Here is a 16,796-nt window from a genome sequence, read left to right as displayed (position 1 = left end):
AGTCAGTAGATATGATATTCGTTTTGAAGCGTTGGTTCAAAGTATAAATCAGCTTTTCAAGTTCGATTTTCATTAATTCCTCCATTTTCTTCTTTTTAGATGAGGCAGCGCATATTATCCTGGATATATTCGTTATCATGTTGTGGGGAATATAAACATCCAGTTAACATGTTTTTTTATGGTGAATGGTTTTGAATAAATTCCACTTAAAGATTTTCAAGAATTTACATAATTTTACCAGATTATAGTTCAAATTCATATGCCTAATAAAAATATAGAAGGGAATTCAAGTTTTTCTTTAAACTACATAAGTGAAATCCTTGACTATAAATATCGTTTTTTTTTTTTCAATATACTGATTAAGGTTTCCGGGGAGACTGATACTAAGCTATTGTTCTACCTTTTCAGCAACAGTTCCATCCACATTGAACAATTATACCTTCGGGTAAAAAGGAAGAACAGGGTACATAATCGAATATAACATAGAAGGATAGTAAATCAGTGTTGTAAGAGAAAGGGGTATACTTTGAGAAAAATTATAATATCCACAGAAAGTGGAGCAGATTTACCAAGTGAATTAGCTGAAAAACACGGGGTTCAAGTAGTTCCGATGCACGTCATCATGGATGGAAAGGATTATTTGGATGGTGCATTACCAGTAAGGGATATCTTTGATTACTATGACCGAACAAAAAAAATCCCCTCTACAACAGCTACAAATATCCATGAATATCATCAATTTTTCAATAAGGTTAAAGAAGACTTTCCTGATTGCTTCATCATTCATATTGGTTATACGTCAAAGGCTTCTTCTTCTTTCCAAAATGCAATCAATGCAACAGCAGAATTTGATGATGTTACTCTAATTGACGCTTTAAATGTAACAGGAGGCTTAGCAGCTATCGTGATGTACGCTGTTACCTTACTCGAAAAGGAACCGACCATAGATCCTGCCCACTTAGTAGAAAAAATTGAATCCAAGGTACCCAAATCAAGGCTGTCTTTCGTTCCCGGTAATTTAGATTTCTTACGTGCTGGCGGACGTGTAAGTAATGCGGCTTATCTCGGAGCGGCTTTGTTAAAAATCAAACCACGTATTGATTTACTTGATGGCAAGCTTGTTTCAACGAAAAAATATCGTGGAAATATGAGCGCAGTTTCAGAAAAACTGATGCGTGACTATTTAAACGAATATAACCTGGATCGAGAACAGCTTTATTTACTCTATTCACTTGGACTTGATGAAGGAATCAAGCACCAGATAAATGAAATTGCAAAAGAAAATGGTTTTAACAATATAAGATGGATACAGGCCGGTGCAATGATATCAACTCACGCAGGACCTGGGGGCTTCGGAATTGCAGGTTTAGAACTATAAAAAGGGGGACGGTTCTCTTGCTTCCATTTGGAAGTTGAAGAACCATCCCTGTTTATTTACTTAACAGTTTTCCACCATTTCTAATTTCGTTATTTCACTTTGGAGAAAATCCATTAACTCCTTAATCATTTCACCAGAAAAATCAAACCGAATACCAGCCTTTTCATACACCTCATATAAAGATTTCGTATTTCCAAGTGAGAGCGCTTCTTTATACCTGGCTAGAGTTCCTACTGGGTCTTCTTTATATTGTTTATACATTTGAAGTGCACCTAGCTGTGCAATGACATATTCCACGTAGTAAAACGGCACTTCAAAAATATGAAGGATAAATAGCCACTCTTTCATGCGGGCGTCCTCGTAGCCACTCCAATCCACAACACCTGTGGACAGCTCCTTTGTTAACTCACTGAATTTCTCCATTCGCTCCTCTGGAGTATGGTCCGGATTTTCGTACATCCAGTGTTGAAACTGATCTACACGTATACCACTCGGAAGAAAAGAGACAATTCCTCGCAACAAGTCTAGCTTTGCTTGCTTTTGCTCCTCCATTGTATAAAAATGATCCCATTGATCCATCGATAGTAGCTCCATCGTCATACTAGCCAATTCAGAAGATTCCATTGGTGTTTCCCGGTCATATGATAATGGCAAGTTTCGCTTTAAATCGTTATGGATGCAGTGACCCATTTCATGGAAAAGCGTTAACAAATCGGAATGAGTATGTGATGCGTTCATAAAAATAAACGAAAGCTCGGATACAGGAAGAGATGTACAAAAGCCTCCAGGTGACTTATTTTTACGAGTCTCTAAATCTAGCATTCCTCTTTCATTCATGACATCAATAAGCTCTTTAAATCTCGCATCCATCTGACCGAGAGCATTTGATGTACGTTCCACTAGTTCATCTCTTGTAGAAAAAGGCTTTAACGGAATTCGTCCCTCTGGCACCGCTTTTTGATCGTAAGGACGAAGTGTATCAACACCCAGCTCTGCTCTTTTCTGCTCATCTATTTTCTTAGCAACAGGTAAGACGTGCTGACGAATGGATTCAGCCAATCGCTTACAATCCTCTGGTGTATAATCAAATCGTTCATACTTCATAAACATGTAATCACGATAATTTTCTAGGTCGCTGTTTGCAGCTTTCTTCTTACGAATCTTCATCATCTCATTCATAATGTCCTGTAGCTCGTTTTCTACAGACGTTAAAGCGGTGAACAGTTTGTCAAAAGCGCTTTTTCTCACTTCACGATTCGGATTTTCTAAATACGGAAACAGCTCGGGAATCGTTTTCTCCTCACCATTCCATTCAGCAGTCAATCCGCCTGTTAACTCAAAATAACGGGTTGAGAGACGGTCCTCTTCAACTTCCAGCCCTACATTTTCTTCTCTAAAAAGCCTAATTGCGTTTTCTTTACTTAGAAGCAATCGGCCATATTTTCCTTGATCAAGCTGATCTTTGTAGGAGGAATTCATTAATTTTTCATCGAACTTGGCCATATATGTTTTCAATAGAGGACCAATCTTTTCCTGATCATGCTCAAAAGCCTTTTTGGCATTCTCATCATGATTACGTGCTTGGAAATCAATATAATGCCCATCCAAACTTTCACGTATTTCATCATAGAAATCCGAAACATCTTTTAGCCACATTTCAACGTCATCTACTGATTGGAATGGAGAATGAAGAAGATTCTCCAGTTTCTCCTTTAAATCCTCTGTATTTTGTAAATCATGTTTTTCTATGTAAATCTGCTTCATCGTCATGCCTCCTTTTCTATTCTTGACAATACAATATTCTATATTTGGGAAAGAATTCCTTTATTTAATACTTACAACCATACTGCGATGATAAATCCTAACAATAAAAATATGATTGAACCGAGTACCAGAAAGTTCACTCCAATTGAAAAGGATTTATAGTTCATTTTATACTTGCTTTTAATGCCGAGCCAGCTGGTAGCATACTCGGCGTCCCTGGCATTTGCCATCATACCGCCCGAACTTGAAAAATAACCAAAGAACGCCGAGCAGGCTACTCCTACAAAAAACATCGCATCGATCATTCGCAATGGAAAAATTTTAGTAATAACGTATGATATTCCCACTTCAATGAAGATCACAATAAGTGTAAAGATGAGGAATCTTGTTCTTTTCATAACATCCCCCCTATGCATTTCATGTATATACGAAAACAACGGTAAGGAAGTTACAAAAAAAGATAAAATATTGTGAATTTTAAGTAAATAATAAAAGGACGTTACTCTTGCTTTAGAAGCAGAAGAACCGTCCACTTGTTTCTACTGAAGCGCTCTTTTTGCCAATTGCTGGATCACATTTTCATCTGCTGGTGGATTATGAATACCTGCACGTACATCTCGGAAGTAACGCTGAAGAGGATTTTTCTCTGACAAGCTTCTAGCCCCTACTATTCTCATCGCTACATCAACAACACGTATGGCACTATTTGTGACAATGTGCTTGACTGCTCCAAGCTCACTTCCCATGTTGGCTCGCAGTTCTTGTGAATGAGACCACTTTTGCGCAATAGCGTATAGGATTTGACGTGCTTTAAAAAGCTCAAGCTCCATTTCACCTATCTTTCGCTGCACTTCTGGCACATCGCTAATAGGGCCTGGTAACGTATTGGGAGAATATTCTTTGGCAAACGAAATGGCTTCGTTTCGAGCAGATATCGCAATCCCTAAATAGACTGCAGGGATATGCAGCATCCAGCCTTTCGGAAGATTCGTCTTGTTGTCTGATATGGAGACTAATGCCTCCTTGTCTACACGAACATTTTGCAAGAGTAGGTCATCACTTTTCGTCGCTTTCATGGAAATACTGTCCCACGATTCTTTAATCTTGACACCTGGTGTATTGTGGTCTATAAGGAATTGTCCTATTTGACCTGATTGACCAAGCTCAGCCGTAATAAGTGAATAATCTAGTGCAATAGCCATAGAAGCAAAGGCCTTTTCACCGTTGATGACCCAATCTCCGCCTGCCTGCTGAACAGCCTTTGTCGTAGGCATCCCACCACGAGCAGGACTACCAGTTGCTCGTTCTGAGGCTACCGCGTTCATCAGCGCTTTCTGTCTGACTATTTTTTCACAAAGTGATTGAAAGGTCGTTTCCTTCCATTTGCGTGTTTCAGCATTCCCTAGAATGTTCCCTAAATGCCAGCCAATGGAGAGGGCGGTGGCGCCGTCTCCTTGTGCAAGCACTTCCTGAAAACGGATAAATTCGTACAACGTAAACCCGTTTCCACCATACTCAACTGGGACCGTCAGACCAAGAAAGTTCGCCTTCTTAATGTCCTCTAGGTTTTCTAACAGCCAATCGCCTTCCACCTCTGCTAGCCTCGCACGCTCCTGAAACGGCTGAATCAAGCTTTCCGCCTGAGCCAATACCTCATCTAATGAACGCACCTCATTCCTTTGCTCTCCCATACAACCCCTCCGTTCTCATCACCTGCGCTTGTGGTTATTGTAACATAGGAAGGATCATTGGCGTTTCTCTTGTAGCTGAACAAAAGATGACGAAACAAAATGCTCAGTGGCCCTGTTGGTCAATACAAGTAATGTTCTCAGAAATACCTTCGCCATCTCAACATAAAAATGTATCTACATTTGAAGAAATAAATAAAAAGATTCATAGCTACCCATTCCTTTATGGATCAAAAAGAAATAGCTTCTCACTAAAGAAGGTAGCTAAACAGGATTACAAAATATTGCTTTCCTATCATTGAGATCCGAAGAGAGAATGGATTAGAATCAATTTCTGAGTCACCAAACGATAATCTTGTAGCAAAACAAAAATTTAAATAAAAAAACCAGTCCGTAGACTGGTTTTTTATTTAGGAAAACTCCAATAGCTTTGAGCGTGATTTAACTTCCTAGCCTTACTATGTTTTATTTCTACAACTATAAGACTATGTTATGTTTCCCAATTTAGCTGGTTCCTCAACTACTGGTTTACCTGATTCCAGTAATACTTTATTTCCTCCTAAGAATAGGGAGAGAATGAATATGAATATACCGGTTCCAACAAGTAGCCATTCTACTTTGATCACATCTGCCATAGGACCGAAAATGAGCATTCCCAACGGCATCATCGAAGTGGAAATCATCCCAAACACACCGAAGATTCTACCTAAATAGCTTTCATCTACTTTCTCCTGTAGTAAAACCGTTGTCGGTGTATTAAAGATTGGCATGGCTATTCCAAATACAGCCATGAAAATTAAATATAGCCAGAAAATAGGTACAACTCCTAACGCTAACGTACACAGCCCCATCAATAGGCTTGCGAGGGTCATGGTATGAATTTTGTTTTTAAAGCCGCCCCATGAGGCAATAATTCCACCTCCAGCCATCATCCCAATGGAGAACGCGATTTCGATGGCTGTTAACCGCCAAACATCATCACCGAAACTCCTAGTTACTTGAAGGGGAGTCAAAAAGGCTGCAGGTGCCATTAAGACAAAAAATACACCAAAGAACAAAAATAACTGTTTCAGAAAATGGTGATTCTGAATGTACGTTATCCCTTGCTTAAAATCATTGAAATAGCTTGTTGGTTGCTGATTAACTGCTTTCTGATGCTGAGCGATTTTTAAAAAACCAAGCAATGTGAAGATCGCAATCATTGCTGTTATCACATCGATAAAGAAAATGACCTCGAGTGATGACATGGATAATAAGGCTGCACTCACGATTGGCGCGACAAACATAATAATTGCTTGAAGGCTTCCATTTATTCCGTTAACTTTCGTCAGCCTATCTTTCGGTACAATTTGTGGTAAGATCGCACCTACTGCGGGAGTTTGGATACCCGTTCCTATGGCACGGATAGCTGCCATAAGGAAGATCAACCAAACGGCATCATATCCCATAAAAAAAACAATGGCAAGAATCAGTGTGGCTGACGCAATTAATCCATCAGATATGATAATAAGCGTTTTTCGGTTATACCGATCCGCCCACACACCGGCAAATGGCGATAAAATAAAGGTAGGAATGAAACCGCATATGATAAATAGCGTCATCATGATTCCTGACTCTGTAGTTAGCGTAACATACCACATCATTGCATATTGAACCAATGCAGATCCAAAGAGTGAGATTGTTTGACTGCCTAAAAACAGAATAATATTCTTCTTCCAATTTTCAAATCCACGTTCATTTACTGAGTTCATCGTTTCACGACCTTTTTTTCATTTTTTTAACTATGTGAACTTCCCCAGCAAATCATATACGCTCCTGTTTATGATAAAATAAAAAGGCACAGACACCTGTCTGTGCTACTGAGTAAACAATGATGAATGATCCTTTTTATTAAGTGTAAAACCTACTTACCCATTATAATATAAAGGCATACTGGTCTGCCTTTCTTCAACAATTCAAAGTAATATACGAATGGAAGATTATTAAAAAGGACAGACTAATCCCGTTTACTCTGCCTTACAAACAGAGCCCTTGAACGTATTCAATTACTGGTTCAAAGCAGAGAAACGAAGTCTGACTGATTGCATTTTAATAACCCTCCTCTTTGGAAAAAATTCACTATTATTATAGAGCCGATTCTTGAAAAAGTCAATTACTGGGGGGATTTTCTACAACTTCCCCTAATTAGTAAATAAACAGGTTTATTCAAAATATTAAGGTCTCTTACTTTTCTTGTTCTTCTGTCATGAACAAATGATGAAAAAAATCCACAAAAAGAACAACGTTCTTCAAGTGATTTCTTTTGAACAACAACTAAAAAGCAATAACCTAAATCTTCTTGTTTAACAACTTCAAATTCTGGTAATTCTAGTGATACGGAAAGCATTTATGGATCCTCCTAATGTGTAGTTTGGTCGCTAACATTATTGCCAGGATTTCATAAGTGTTTTCTTATTTTTTTGCCTGAATCACAAAATTTGGTGATGAATCGAAATAAACAGTATATGGAGAATTAGGAGGGGGTTATAGATAGGAATTGTGTGAAAAGTATGATTATTATTAATAAGAGTTTACTATATAATGAGAACTGATAAAAATAATAATATATCTATAATACTAGTGCTAAATATATTTATAATTAAGGAGTTGGAAAAATTGGCTGATATTATTTTTATGTTCTTCATGGTTATTCCCATATACATAATATTATTATGGACATACTTTGATCCTGAGAGTAGTTTGTTGTGGAAAAGATGGATGTATAAAGACGGAGATATATCTGAAAGAGCAAAGCTGAATGCTAAAATATTATCAGTATTAGGTATGATTATGCTGACCCTTTTGATTATTTCATTCATTATCTAATCTTAGGTTATAGGAATACCAAAAGAGGATTGGGTCTGTCTTTAAGTAGTTTATATTTGAAAATAATAGTCAGAATTTTTTTAAAAAAGTAGGGGTTATTCTGTTATTCTTATTTTGAAGAGAGGTCTGTTATGAATAAAAATCTTTTTATAGTAAGCCTAACATTAGTACTTTTTATTTTAGCTAGTTGTAATAATTCAAATCAAAAGTATATGCAAGACATTAACCTGGCATATGATTCTTTAAATTCTTATGATAAGGAAACTATTAAAAACTGGAAAAAAGCTGAAGTATTAGAATACACACCATCAGAAACTTTAGAAATAATGGACAATGATTATAAGTTAGTGGATATAAAAGATACTCCAGTTATAAGAATTATATTTAAAACCACTGATGACGAAACACTAGGGCCAATTACAATATATATTCATAAAGAATCAAAGAAAATTATAGGTACAGGTATTCGTAAATAAAAGAAGTATCCATAAATGGCGTTTTAATGCATGTATAAACCGATTATCTTGTCCTAAGTTGTGTAAATAGTAATTTGAAAAATATTATCAGGTGTATCGTCAGTGTTTTGACAGTCGTTATTGCCGGATTACTACGCACATCACTCAGTTATCCACAAATAGTGAGCATTTATAATTTCTTAAGCAATGACAAAAAAGACAGAGACATTGTCCCTGTCAACCCTTCACTTTCGAAGTGCCATCGCATCCTTCACAAGCTCAATAAATGCATATTGCTCTTCAGTTTGTGCCGATTCTTGAGCAAGCTCTAACACCGATTCCAAGCTGCCTTCTTTCGCCCAATAGCTTTCTCGTAAGATTTCCGCAAATTCAGCAACAGCTGCTAAGAACATGAGGTCTTCTGGTAGTCTTTCTCCTTCAAAGGATAACCCTTTTTTCACTTCCTCTATTTCTTGAGTTTCCTCATCTAGATATCTAATTCTTACTTCTCCGAAGTTGTTTGCATCTTCTTTAAGTTTTATTTCATAGAGTGCTGTTACGGAATGGCCAGCACCAACTTCTCCGCCGTCAACTGAATCATTCCTGAAGTCCTCATCTCTTACATCACGGTTCTCATACCCGATTAAGCGATAACGGTCTACTTTAGCTGGGTCAAATTCCACTTGGATTTTAGCATCCTTGGCAATGGTTTGAAGTGTACCTGTTAATTCCTCCATAAAGATTCTTCTCGCTTCCGAAAAGCTGTCAATGTATGCGTAATTGCCATCACCGTCATTGGCAAGCTGTTCCATTAACACATCATTGTAATTTCCCATTCCAAAGCCAAACGTACTTAATGTAATATCCTTTCTTGCATAATCTTTAATTTTCTTCAAGATTTGTTCGTGCCCTGTTTTACCGACATTGGCTACACCGTCAGAAGCTAAAATCACACGATTAATCGCGCCTTCCTCAAAATATTCACGTGCCATTTCATAACCTAATGTAAGCCCTTCTTCAGCATTTGTAGAGCCTTCTGGATGTAATGCTTCAATCGCCTCGATAATTTGGTCTTTCTCATCAATACTTGTTGGCTTTAATACAACTCGACCAGTTGAACCGTACACCACAATCCCCACTCGATCTTGAGGCTCAAGCTCCTCCACTAACACTTTTAAACTTTTCTTTACCAGCTCTAATCGATTTTCTCGATCCATGGAACCAGAAACATCAATGACAAATACTAAGTTGGCATTTTTTCTGTCTTGTGCTTCAATTTCTTTTCCCTTTATATTAATCCGTAATAAATGATAGCCCTCACCAAAGGGAGACTCACCACCATCTACATGAATCGCAAACGTATCATCCTTAGGTGATGGAACATTTGACTTGAAGTAATTGACAAATTCCTCAGCACGCACGGCCTCATCCGGCGGAAGCTCTCCTCTTTTGATATAGTTCCGCATCACAGAATATGAACCTGTATCTACATCCATCGCAAATGTTGATAACGTATCATCCTCTGTTGAAACAAATGGGTTTGTTCCATATTCTTCGAAAACCATATTATCGAATGCAACTCCATTTGGTGGCGCTGCATCACTTTTTGCTTCCATCGCCATTTCTTCTGTTTTTGCTGCAGAATCATTCGCTTCACTCGTTCTAGAAGCAGCCTGATCATTCCCACCACAAGCCGCTGTGAATAGTAACAGTATGCCAAGTAATACAACACCAAACATTCTCATCAAAAAAACCCCCTTTTCATAATTAGTCGAAAAGGGGGCTAGTAATGTTACAAATATTTCATAAAATTCACAAATACTGTTTCCTTTGTAACAAACCGAGTGCTATTTAAAGTATAATGCTTACAGGAATCGAAGAACTACACCTTTCCCGTTTCTTTATCATTGGGTTCGAAATGATATTTCAACATTGGTGTGGACCTAAATATAACCAGTATTATAAAAGATATAGTAAATATGAAATTTAAAGAGAAATATATGAAAAGGTTAGATGGATAGGCTGCCGAAGCTATCTGAGAAATAATCCGAGTAGGTGAGTCAATTTTCAAGATTATGGAAAACAAGTGATGGAACAATCTATTATATAGAGTACTTTAGTCATTCAAAACAAATAAAATAGGCCGACAAGACATTCATAAATTAATAATCTTGCCTAGCCAGAAAACTAAATAAATTCTACTAATGTTTATTGCAAGTAGCTTATTCACTACCCTCAACGGTTTTCCCACATTTAGGACAATCCATATATACATCCGTCGTATCATAGCCAACATAACCATGAGTATATTCTTGTATCTCCCAAATTATCTCCCACTCTACTTCAAACTCATGCTGACAACTTTTACAAATAAAAGTGGTAGTACCGAAATCTTCTAAACTATTGTTCTGTTTATTTGTTCTCTTTTTCTTAGGTGGCATTTGATCCCTCTTTTTAAATTGTTTCTGCAAATCTCCCTCAACACTTTCATCATTAAAATAATGTTTTGTAATGATGAAAGTGAAAATTCACCTACGAAAACTCAACTCTTCATACTTCAACAAAATTTCATCGTTCATTTGATCAATCGTAGATTGATTGTTTTGTTCGAGGAATCGAAGGATACCCTTCGCTATTTCTACCATTTCTTTTTCTGATAATATGAATCCGTTTACTTCTAGAAGATAATGTCCATTTGTCTTTTCATCTTTAATGATTTGTACCGTGTCGTTAAGCATTTTTTCTCCCCCATCATTCCTCTTTTGCTTTTTAGGCATTACCTATTACTAATAGATTGTATTAAGCAATACTTCTCCCCAAAAGCATTTACCTCAAGCCTTCTGCGCACAATATCTATTTAACCTTCCTAAGCTCATCCAAAAACGCCGGCCTTCTAACATATGTTTCTTGTAATTCTGCAATCAGCTGACCAGCAGGTTCACTTCCACAAGCCTTTTTAAAAGTTTTAATTACTTTACATACCTTCTTGTATTCACTCCGATTTGTACTTCTTTCTGAATACTGCTGAATATAATCATTAAATAGTTTGATAACCTGTGATGGATAATCTTTGGCGATATAAGGGTATAATCGCTCTATTTCATATAACTTCCTATTACAATAGGTTAAAAGTTTTTCCGTCAGCTTTTCTTCGATCAGGATTTTCACATATGTCTCGGATGGATTGGTCTCCTCAAAGATGGTCAATATATCGGTTAATTCTTCCCGCCATTCATTTTCTGAGTATAAGACCTTTATTTTTTGGTAATAGTTGAATACTCCTTTTAATAGCAGTGCTTTTCCCAGCTTCCTTTGTTGCTCGATATCTTCCTGTTTTTCATAAGCTTGATAACGGTATTCCATCCATTTATGAACAATCCCGCGATATTCGGCGTCTTTTTCTTCCCCTTCTAGACATAGAGTGATAATGTCCTCATACCTTTTACGTTCAAACAGCATCAAGATCGCTTTTTCTCTGAACTTGTGATTGGAAATATTGTTCATGATGAACTCATCCACCTGTTCAGGGAGATAATACTGTTCTAAAATCTTCAGCTGGATAAGCATCAACTCTTCTTTTTCATAGTGAGCATTCCATGAATCTTCTTCTTTTATATCGTCTAACATCTTTTGCACTTCTACTTCTAGCTTCTTTCGCAGCTTCGAATCATCACATAGAGAAACGCAGGCTTCTACTAAAGTATAGCTCCACTCACTCCACCCATTATATCTAGGATGTTTCGCTTCTTTCATGATGGTCTGAAACAATTCCTCCTGATCAGAAAGAGGCAAAAGCCTTCCCTGTTCAGTAGCGTCCGTTATGAGACGTAAGCTTCCATGAATGACATCACCGACATGACCGCTTGAATCATCACAAAATTGGATCATAGGTACCACTTCCGATAAAATGATAGTGGCAAGTTGTACGGACAATTTAGGATGATGATTCTCTAAATGAGTATAGGCTTTGTCTAGAACGATTTCTGCCCCCTTTACCGCTTGGGCAGCCTTATTCCATTCGATAAATCCTCTCTTTTTAGCCCTGTTTATGTTTTCCTTTATTATTTTCTTGGAGGCTTTTACTTCATCTTCGACTGGTCCATATTTCATGATGAGCTGTTTTTCAAGATTGGAGTCGTCTTCTGTAAACTTTACTAAAATCTCTACTAACTCCTCCTTCTTTAACCCTTTTAATATATCTTGTAGTTTCACCTTGTTGTTTCCTTTTTGGCTCTTCTTCGTTTCCGGTATGTTCAAATCCGAATGACTAAGAGTGTAAAAAACAGCTACCTGATGCTTGCAGAATTCGCTCATATTATAAGGACAATCACAATAAGAATCCATGATATTTCCTTCATCGCTAACCACAACATCTACTCGATAATCCTCTGTTCCAACAACATGTCCGGAATAATGGCCATGGCTAACTACTGTAACATCTTCCACCCGTCCCTTTACAAAATAATCCTTGCCGCGCTTTAGTATCGTATCATCAATATACTCTTCAAAATTTGAAAGCTTCAATGTTATCACCCTAGCAATATTATTCTATTGAATAGTACAATCATAACCGAATGAAGAAGATTTTATAATATAAAGTAACACTTGAATCTGATTAATTAAGTTATCATGTTTATTTTTAGAATATAAGTAGAAGGAAATGTTAAGTAGTCTGGGTATCTGAAAGGACGAGTTTTTGGATTTGTAACATGACGGATAGTACGTGGATAAATGCTTCATGCATCGTTGAGTTTTTTAAATGCTTGTCATAGTAGTGGAATAGGTGGCTGGCAATATCTTGTCTTGCATCATAATCAAAATGATAAAAATCAATAATGGGAAAATATAGTCCATCACCTAAAGGGAGCAATGTTCCCATCACAATTTCCCCTTTTTTAGGTGGAATAGCTAGCGGATCGTACACAATGACATCTAATGTCTTTGCTTCCAACATATCCGTAACAACTAGAACGCGATCATTATACTTGTACCCAATGTGATAGAATTTTGGTATGGCCTTCGCACATTCCTTTAACCAAGATAGGATCAATGGCCTTTTACGAAGCTTGTGGTAGTTTTGAGCCATGTATTCTTTTAAACTGCTACTTCGACTATTTGAATGAAAAAATAGACGCCACCAAAATAGATTGTGTAACAATACATCCCTTTTCTCGTCTCTTGGCTCATGTCCATGAACAAATTCCTCTATTACGGTAAGGAATTCGTCATCATCTTTCCTATCTATTGCCCAACTCAAAAAATCACCTAAAACCTCGCTAACCATTACTTGCCTTAAGTCTTCAGAAACAGGATAATCGTGGCGAAATGTTGAGGCTACTGTTTCAGATTGAGTAAATTTGACTACCTTCCCTTTCGTTTTACTTCGTTTCATTCATTCACCTTTCCTTTCATTTAAGTTCCATTATGTATTCGGCAAACACCTCCCATTTCCTCCATTTTACTAATAATTAGAGAAGGGTAAAAAAATAAGGACAGTGTGCCTGTCCCTTTGCTATATTATGAGTAATTAAACCGAACCCCACATAATGGCAGCAGGCTTCCCTCAGCCTTGTCTACCTTTCACAATCTTCGCAACAAAAAAGAATACTAATCCAATCGCAAATAAGATAATTGAAAAGCCAAAATCATAGCTTTGTGTAAATAGAGCAACGATAAATGATAGAAATCCAATGGTGATACATAGAATCGCAACAATTGCGATGAGGCGTAAGTACATATTTATCTCCTTCCTATTTAGTTTAAACGATAACATCTTTTAGTGTTATGTAACGTAATATCCCTTATTTTCTCATAATCCTGTCCTTTTAGCCTGCTCAGTGTCTGGATGATCGGATCTAATAATAATGGAGACGTGTCAAGATGCTGAAAAGGTCCATCAAAATTCCATGGTCCGTCTGTTTCAATCAACAGCTGCTGTAGTGGCGTTTGTAAGGCTAGCTTTTGATCCCTTTCCCTGTAACAAACTTCAGGTGTGACGGATACGAAGTAACCTAATTGCAAAATGGTCTCAAGCACATCCTGTGTCGCCTTTAGCCAATGAAAATGAGCGTTCGTGATTTGCTTTTCTTGTAATAGGCTGCAGACGACTTCTGCCTTATCATGAACAGCATGCAAAATAACAGGGAGCTGCTCGGCATTTGCAATAACTAAACAATTCGATAAAAAGTCGAGATACGCTTCTAGTGGGGCTTGAAGCTTCTCAAGATTATAGTGTGGTAATCCAATCTCACCAACTGCTATTATACGATGTCGTTCTGTTTTAAGTAGCGTTTGCCACTCTTCGAAGTCTGGCGGATTCGGTAATGGATACTCCGGGTGAAACCCAATCGCTGCGTACACAAATTCCGGGTATTTTCGTTGGAGCTCGAGCGTACGGTACGAGGATCTAAGGTCAATTGATACAGCGACTACACCCTGTACCCCGTTCTCCTTCCAAGTTTCGATTTGACGATCAATCTCAAAGTATTGTTCGAGATGAATATGGGCATCGATCACGTTTGAACCACCTCACAAACTTATAAATATTTATATCTATCGCTAAACAAAAAATCGGATTCCGTTTACTTTATGCATGTTCGATTATCCCCGCGGTGGCAACAATATCACGAAATCATACGGAAGGTAAAGTGTATAAAACACCCTTATTTGTTGGAAGAATCATATTTAAATAAATAGTATGGCTTTATCCATGTTCGTATATTTTTATTATAACTACAAATCCTACGCTTAGGAGGCGACAATATGAAAAAGCAAGAACAAAGCGAGCAAAAGGAAACAGAGGAAATGAATCATTCGATTGATGATGGATTAAACGTATTTGTACAAACCGTCAATAATATGACCGGATTGGACAAAAGTAATGATGGAGTAATGAATAATAAAGAATAAGGTAGAACGCATACACATGAAAGGAGTGATTTCTAGGAATCACTCCTTTCATGTTAGTTGTATACTACTTTATCAAAGGTTTCTCCATTACTATAGATAACTCTGATAACAAGACGCATATTCTCATATTTCTTTAATTCATTTATTTGAAAAAAGCCTACTTGATGTTCAGGGGGGATATTTTCGTCATCATTATCGACGATATATTCAAATTCTTCTTCTCCTATCAGCTGTTCACCTTCATACTTTAATAAAAAAGCCTTTTCTACAACCATAGATGGGTCATTTGCATAGTTGTGGGCGAGGGTGATGTGCAAGGTTTCGTTATGGATATGGATATTTGAATGAATGAGCCCATAATAGCTACTACCGTAATGGCCTAAATACTCAGTTTGTATTTCACTGCTCTTCACCAAGTTGTCATATGATACTGTTACAAAGTATTTGAGCGTTTGTTGATTATACTCTGCAATCTTATTAGGTTCTTCCTCTGTTTTCGTCTCTTCATGGTTTTCTGAGCTTATATAAATCCCATTTTCCCATTCCGGTTCTATCTTCAAATCAAAAGGAACCTTTACGCGATATAAACCTTGTTGTATTTCTTCTGCTGGTATCGTAGTATAATCATCATGATTCCCATAAGCATAGTGGAACACAACCTTTGAAGTGCTTTGAAGTTCTTTTACTTGCCACTCAAAAAACGCATCTGCTTTCTTTTCTTTCGTTGTGGTGACCTCCACATTTATTCTGCTAATCCAGCTCTGTTCGTTTACGAAGTCATTCAATACACTTTGAATTTGGCTTGTTTGACTATTTACGTTACTCATGATGGTATGTTGATTGCCCGATAAATTATTTACTTGGTTCTCAAGCTGCTCCATTTTCGATAATAAATTGACATTCATGATCATACTACTAATTAATGCGACCACGATAAATCCCCTAAAAACACCAACCCATTTATGACGATCCATTTTATTCCCCCTATATATGGAACTCTCATCTACATTTAATTATCTATATTTTCGTTATTTATATCATATCACGTATTTTTGACGAAGGTTCCAAAAGTCAGAGATGCTAATGAATGTACAATTCAAATAAAAAGCCCCTGGGTTCATCCAGGAGCAATGTGATCAGTACTATCTATGTAGTTTTTTACATCTCTTCTTGCGATTTTCCAGTGTGAATTTGAAAGCCTACCCCAAACTTATCTGTTACAGTTCCATAGGCAGGGCTGAAAAATGTTTCTTGCAGGGGCATTGTTACCGTTCCACCATCACTTAATGCTTCAAACATGGCTTTCGCTTGAGCTTGGTCATTTGTCGTAATACAAATTGTTAGTTGGTTTCCACTTTGATGGACTTGACCTGGGAACGTATCCGATAACATTAATTCTGATTCTCCAATTTTTATCGTTGCATGTGAAACTCGTTCTTTTGCATCCTCTGGAAGGGGATACTCCGGATTTTCAGGCATTTCACCAAAGGTTTGAGTATACAACACTTCCGCTTGTAATGCTTCTTTGTAAAACTCAATCGCTTCCATTCCGTTTCCATCCATGACTAAATACGGGATTAACTTAACTGTCATTTTTTCCATCTCCTTTTTATTTATCACCTAACCATTTCCATTATATTACACAGAACGTTTGTTCGCAACATAAAAAAACCAAAGAGACCGTTCCATTGCTTTCTGATTCAAAGCAGCATAATTGTCTCTTTGTTGTTCCATGTC

At 37.2% G+C, this 16,796-nt stretch carries 18 protein-coding genes; 4 read left to right on the top strand and 14 right to left on the bottom strand.

Annotated features, from left to right (window positions below; all coding sequences use genetic code 11):
- The first annotated feature begins 526 nt into the window (after window positions 1-526).
- Window positions 527-1,378, top strand: coding sequence for a DegV family protein (locus ACFSCX_RS16190; protein WP_377929291.1), 852 nt, complete (start codon window positions 527-529; stop codon window positions 1,376-1,378).
- A 60-nt stretch (window positions 1,379-1,438) separates the two neighbouring features.
- Here ACFSCX_RS16190 and ACFSCX_RS16185 read toward each other — a convergent pair whose 3' ends face one another.
- The 5 genes from ACFSCX_RS16185 to ACFSCX_RS16165 all read right to left on the bottom strand — a co-directional run bounded on the left by ACFSCX_RS16185 (window position 1,439) and on the right by ACFSCX_RS16165 (window position 7,216).
- Window positions 1,439-3,142, bottom strand: a complete 1,704-nt coding sequence (locus ACFSCX_RS16185) for a M3 family oligoendopeptidase (RefSeq protein WP_377929290.1) — start codon at window positions 3,140-3,142, stop codon at window positions 1,439-1,441.
- A 71-nt stretch (window positions 3,143-3,213) separates the two neighbouring features.
- A complete protein-coding gene (locus ACFSCX_RS16180) occupies window positions 3,214-3,540 on the bottom strand; it encodes a hypothetical protein (protein WP_377929289.1) in 327 nt (108 codons plus the stop codon).
- 141 nt (window positions 3,541-3,681) lie between these two features.
- Complete coding sequence (locus ACFSCX_RS16175; RefSeq protein WP_377929288.1) at window positions 3,682-4,833, bottom strand: acyl-CoA dehydrogenase family protein; 1,152 nt, start codon at window positions 4,831-4,833, stop codon at window positions 3,682-3,684.
- A 482-nt stretch (window positions 4,834-5,315) separates the two neighbouring features.
- A complete protein-coding gene (locus ACFSCX_RS16170; protein ID WP_377929287.1) occupies window positions 5,316-6,581 on the bottom strand; it encodes an MFS transporter in 1,266 nt (421 codons plus the stop codon).
- A gap of 401 nt (window positions 6,582-6,982) precedes the next feature.
- Window positions 6,983-7,216, bottom strand: a complete 234-nt coding sequence (locus ACFSCX_RS16165) for a transposase family protein (protein WP_377929286.1) — start codon at window positions 7,214-7,216, stop codon at window positions 6,983-6,985.
- Window positions 7,217-7,410: 194 nt separating this feature from the next.
- Between ACFSCX_RS16165 and ACFSCX_RS16160 the strand changes: the two genes are divergently transcribed.
- Both ACFSCX_RS16160 and ACFSCX_RS16155 read left to right on the top strand, forming a co-directional pair.
- On the top strand, window positions 7,411-7,695 hold the full coding sequence (locus ACFSCX_RS16160) for a hypothetical protein (RefSeq protein WP_377929285.1): 285 nt from the start codon (window positions 7,411-7,413) through the stop codon (window positions 7,693-7,695).
- 131 nt (window positions 7,696-7,826) lie between these two features.
- A complete protein-coding gene (locus ACFSCX_RS16155; RefSeq protein ID WP_377929284.1) occupies window positions 7,827-8,171 on the top strand; it encodes a hypothetical protein in 345 nt (114 codons plus the stop codon).
- Between the two features lie 224 nt (window positions 8,172-8,395).
- Here the strand turns inward: ACFSCX_RS16155 and ACFSCX_RS16150 are convergent, their stop codons facing one another.
- From ACFSCX_RS16150 to ACFSCX_RS16120, 7 genes are all read right to left on the bottom strand, one after another.
- Window positions 8,396-9,895, bottom strand: a complete 1,500-nt coding sequence (locus ACFSCX_RS16150) for a vWA domain-containing protein (RefSeq protein WP_377929283.1) — start codon at window positions 9,893-9,895, stop codon at window positions 8,396-8,398.
- Window positions 9,896-10,372: 477 nt separating this feature from the next.
- Window positions 10,373-10,591, bottom strand: coding sequence for an FmdB family zinc ribbon protein (locus ACFSCX_RS16145; RefSeq protein ID WP_377929282.1), 219 nt, complete (start codon window positions 10,589-10,591; stop codon window positions 10,373-10,375).
- An 87-nt stretch (window positions 10,592-10,678) separates the two neighbouring features.
- Window positions 10,679-10,888, bottom strand: a complete 210-nt coding sequence (locus tag ACFSCX_RS16140) for a hypothetical protein (protein WP_377929281.1) — start codon at window positions 10,886-10,888, stop codon at window positions 10,679-10,681.
- A gap of 115 nt (window positions 10,889-11,003) precedes the next feature.
- A complete protein-coding gene (locus ACFSCX_RS16135; protein ID WP_377929280.1) occupies window positions 11,004-12,674 on the bottom strand; it encodes an SWIM zinc finger family protein in 1,671 nt (556 codons plus the stop codon).
- Window positions 12,675-12,813: 139 nt separating this feature from the next.
- Complete coding sequence (locus ACFSCX_RS16130) at window positions 12,814-13,542, bottom strand: hypothetical protein (protein ID WP_377929279.1); 729 nt, start codon at window positions 13,540-13,542, stop codon at window positions 12,814-12,816.
- Between the two features lie 171 nt (window positions 13,543-13,713).
- Window positions 13,714-13,887 carry a hypothetical protein gene (locus tag ACFSCX_RS16125; protein WP_377929278.1) on the bottom strand — a complete coding sequence of 58 codons (174 nt, stop codon included), beginning with the start codon at window positions 13,885-13,887 and terminating at the stop codon, window positions 13,714-13,716.
- 17 nt (window positions 13,888-13,904) lie between these two features.
- The gene (locus tag ACFSCX_RS16120) at window positions 13,905-14,666 is read right to left on the bottom strand and encodes a TatD family hydrolase (protein WP_377929277.1); all 762 of its coding nucleotides are present in this window, start codon (window positions 14,664-14,666) and stop codon (window positions 13,905-13,907) included.
- A 246-nt stretch (window positions 14,667-14,912) separates the two neighbouring features.
- Here ACFSCX_RS16120 and ACFSCX_RS16115 point away from each other — a divergent pair, with 246 nt between their 5' ends.
- On the top strand, window positions 14,913-15,059 hold the full coding sequence (locus ACFSCX_RS16115) for a hypothetical protein (protein WP_377929276.1): 147 nt from the start codon (window positions 14,913-14,915) through the stop codon (window positions 15,057-15,059).
- A 53-nt stretch (window positions 15,060-15,112) separates the two neighbouring features.
- Here ACFSCX_RS16115 and ACFSCX_RS16110 read toward each other — a convergent pair whose 3' ends face one another.
- Both ACFSCX_RS16110 and ACFSCX_RS16105 read right to left on the bottom strand, forming a co-directional pair.
- Complete coding sequence (locus ACFSCX_RS16110) at window positions 15,113-16,033, bottom strand: hypothetical protein (protein WP_377929275.1); 921 nt, start codon at window positions 16,031-16,033, stop codon at window positions 15,113-15,115.
- A 184-nt stretch (window positions 16,034-16,217) separates the two neighbouring features.
- Window positions 16,218-16,652 (bottom strand): VOC family protein, encoded by a 435-nt coding sequence (locus ACFSCX_RS16105; RefSeq protein ID WP_377929274.1) that lies wholly within the window; start codon window positions 16,650-16,652, stop codon window positions 16,218-16,220.
- Window positions 16,653-16,796: the final 144 nt, after the last annotated feature.

Source organism: Bacillus salitolerans, assembly GCF_042680805.1.
GTDB lineage: Bacteria > Bacillota > Bacilli > Bacillales > SA4 > Bacillus_CJ > Bacillus_CJ salitolerans.
Note: the sequence above shows the minus strand (reverse complement) of the source record. Positions and strands in the feature narration are given on the sequence as shown.

Bases quoted from the DNA above. Each gene is read 5' to 3' on its own strand.
- ACFSCX_RS16185 (WP_377929290.1), bottom strand. From the start codon at position 3,142: ATGAAGCAGATTTACATAGAAAAACATGATTTACAAAATACAGAGGAT.
- ACFSCX_RS16180 (WP_377929289.1), bottom strand. From the start codon at position 3,540: ATGAAAAGAACAAGATTCCTCATCTTTACACTTATTGTGATCTTCATT.
- ACFSCX_RS16175 (WP_377929288.1), bottom strand. From the start codon at position 4,833: ATGGGAGAGCAAAGGAATGAGGTGCGTTCATTAGATGAGGTATTGGCT.
- ACFSCX_RS16170 (WP_377929287.1), bottom strand. From the start codon at position 6,581: ATGAACTCAGTAAATGAACGTGGATTTGAAAATTGGAAGAAGAATATT.
- ACFSCX_RS16165 (WP_377929286.1), bottom strand. From the start codon at position 7,216: ATGCTTTCCGTATCACTAGAATTACCAGAATTTGAAGTTGTTAAACAA.
- ACFSCX_RS16160 (WP_377929285.1), top strand. From the start codon at position 7,411: ATGAGAACTGATAAAAATAATAATATATCTATAATACTAGTGCTAAAT.
- ACFSCX_RS16155 (WP_377929284.1), top strand. From the start codon at position 7,827: ATGAATAAAAATCTTTTTATAGTAAGCCTAACATTAGTACTTTTTATT.
- ACFSCX_RS16150 (WP_377929283.1), bottom strand. From the start codon at position 9,895: ATGAGAATGTTTGGTGTTGTATTACTTGGCATACTGTTACTATTCACA.
- ACFSCX_RS16145 (WP_377929282.1), bottom strand. From the start codon at position 10,591: ATGCCACCTAAGAAAAAGAGAACAAATAAACAGAACAATAGTTTAGAA.
- ACFSCX_RS16140 (WP_377929281.1), bottom strand. From the start codon at position 10,888: ATGCTTAACGACACGGTACAAATCATTAAAGATGAAAAGACAAATGGA.
- ACFSCX_RS16130 (WP_377929279.1), bottom strand. From the start codon at position 13,542: ATGAAACGAAGTAAAACGAAAGGGAAGGTAGTCAAATTTACTCAATCT.
- ACFSCX_RS16125 (WP_377929278.1), bottom strand. From the start codon at position 13,887: ATGTACTTACGCCTCATCGCAATTGTTGCGATTCTATGTATCACCATT.
- ACFSCX_RS16115 (WP_377929276.1), top strand. From the start codon at position 14,913: ATGAAAAAGCAAGAACAAAGCGAGCAAAAGGAAACAGAGGAAATGAAT.
- ACFSCX_RS16110 (WP_377929275.1), bottom strand. From the start codon at position 16,033: ATGGATCGTCATAAATGGGTTGGTGTTTTTAGGGGATTTATCGTGGTC.
- ACFSCX_RS16105 (WP_377929274.1), bottom strand. From the start codon at position 16,652: ATGACAGTTAAGTTAATCCCGTATTTAGTCATGGATGGAAACGGAATG.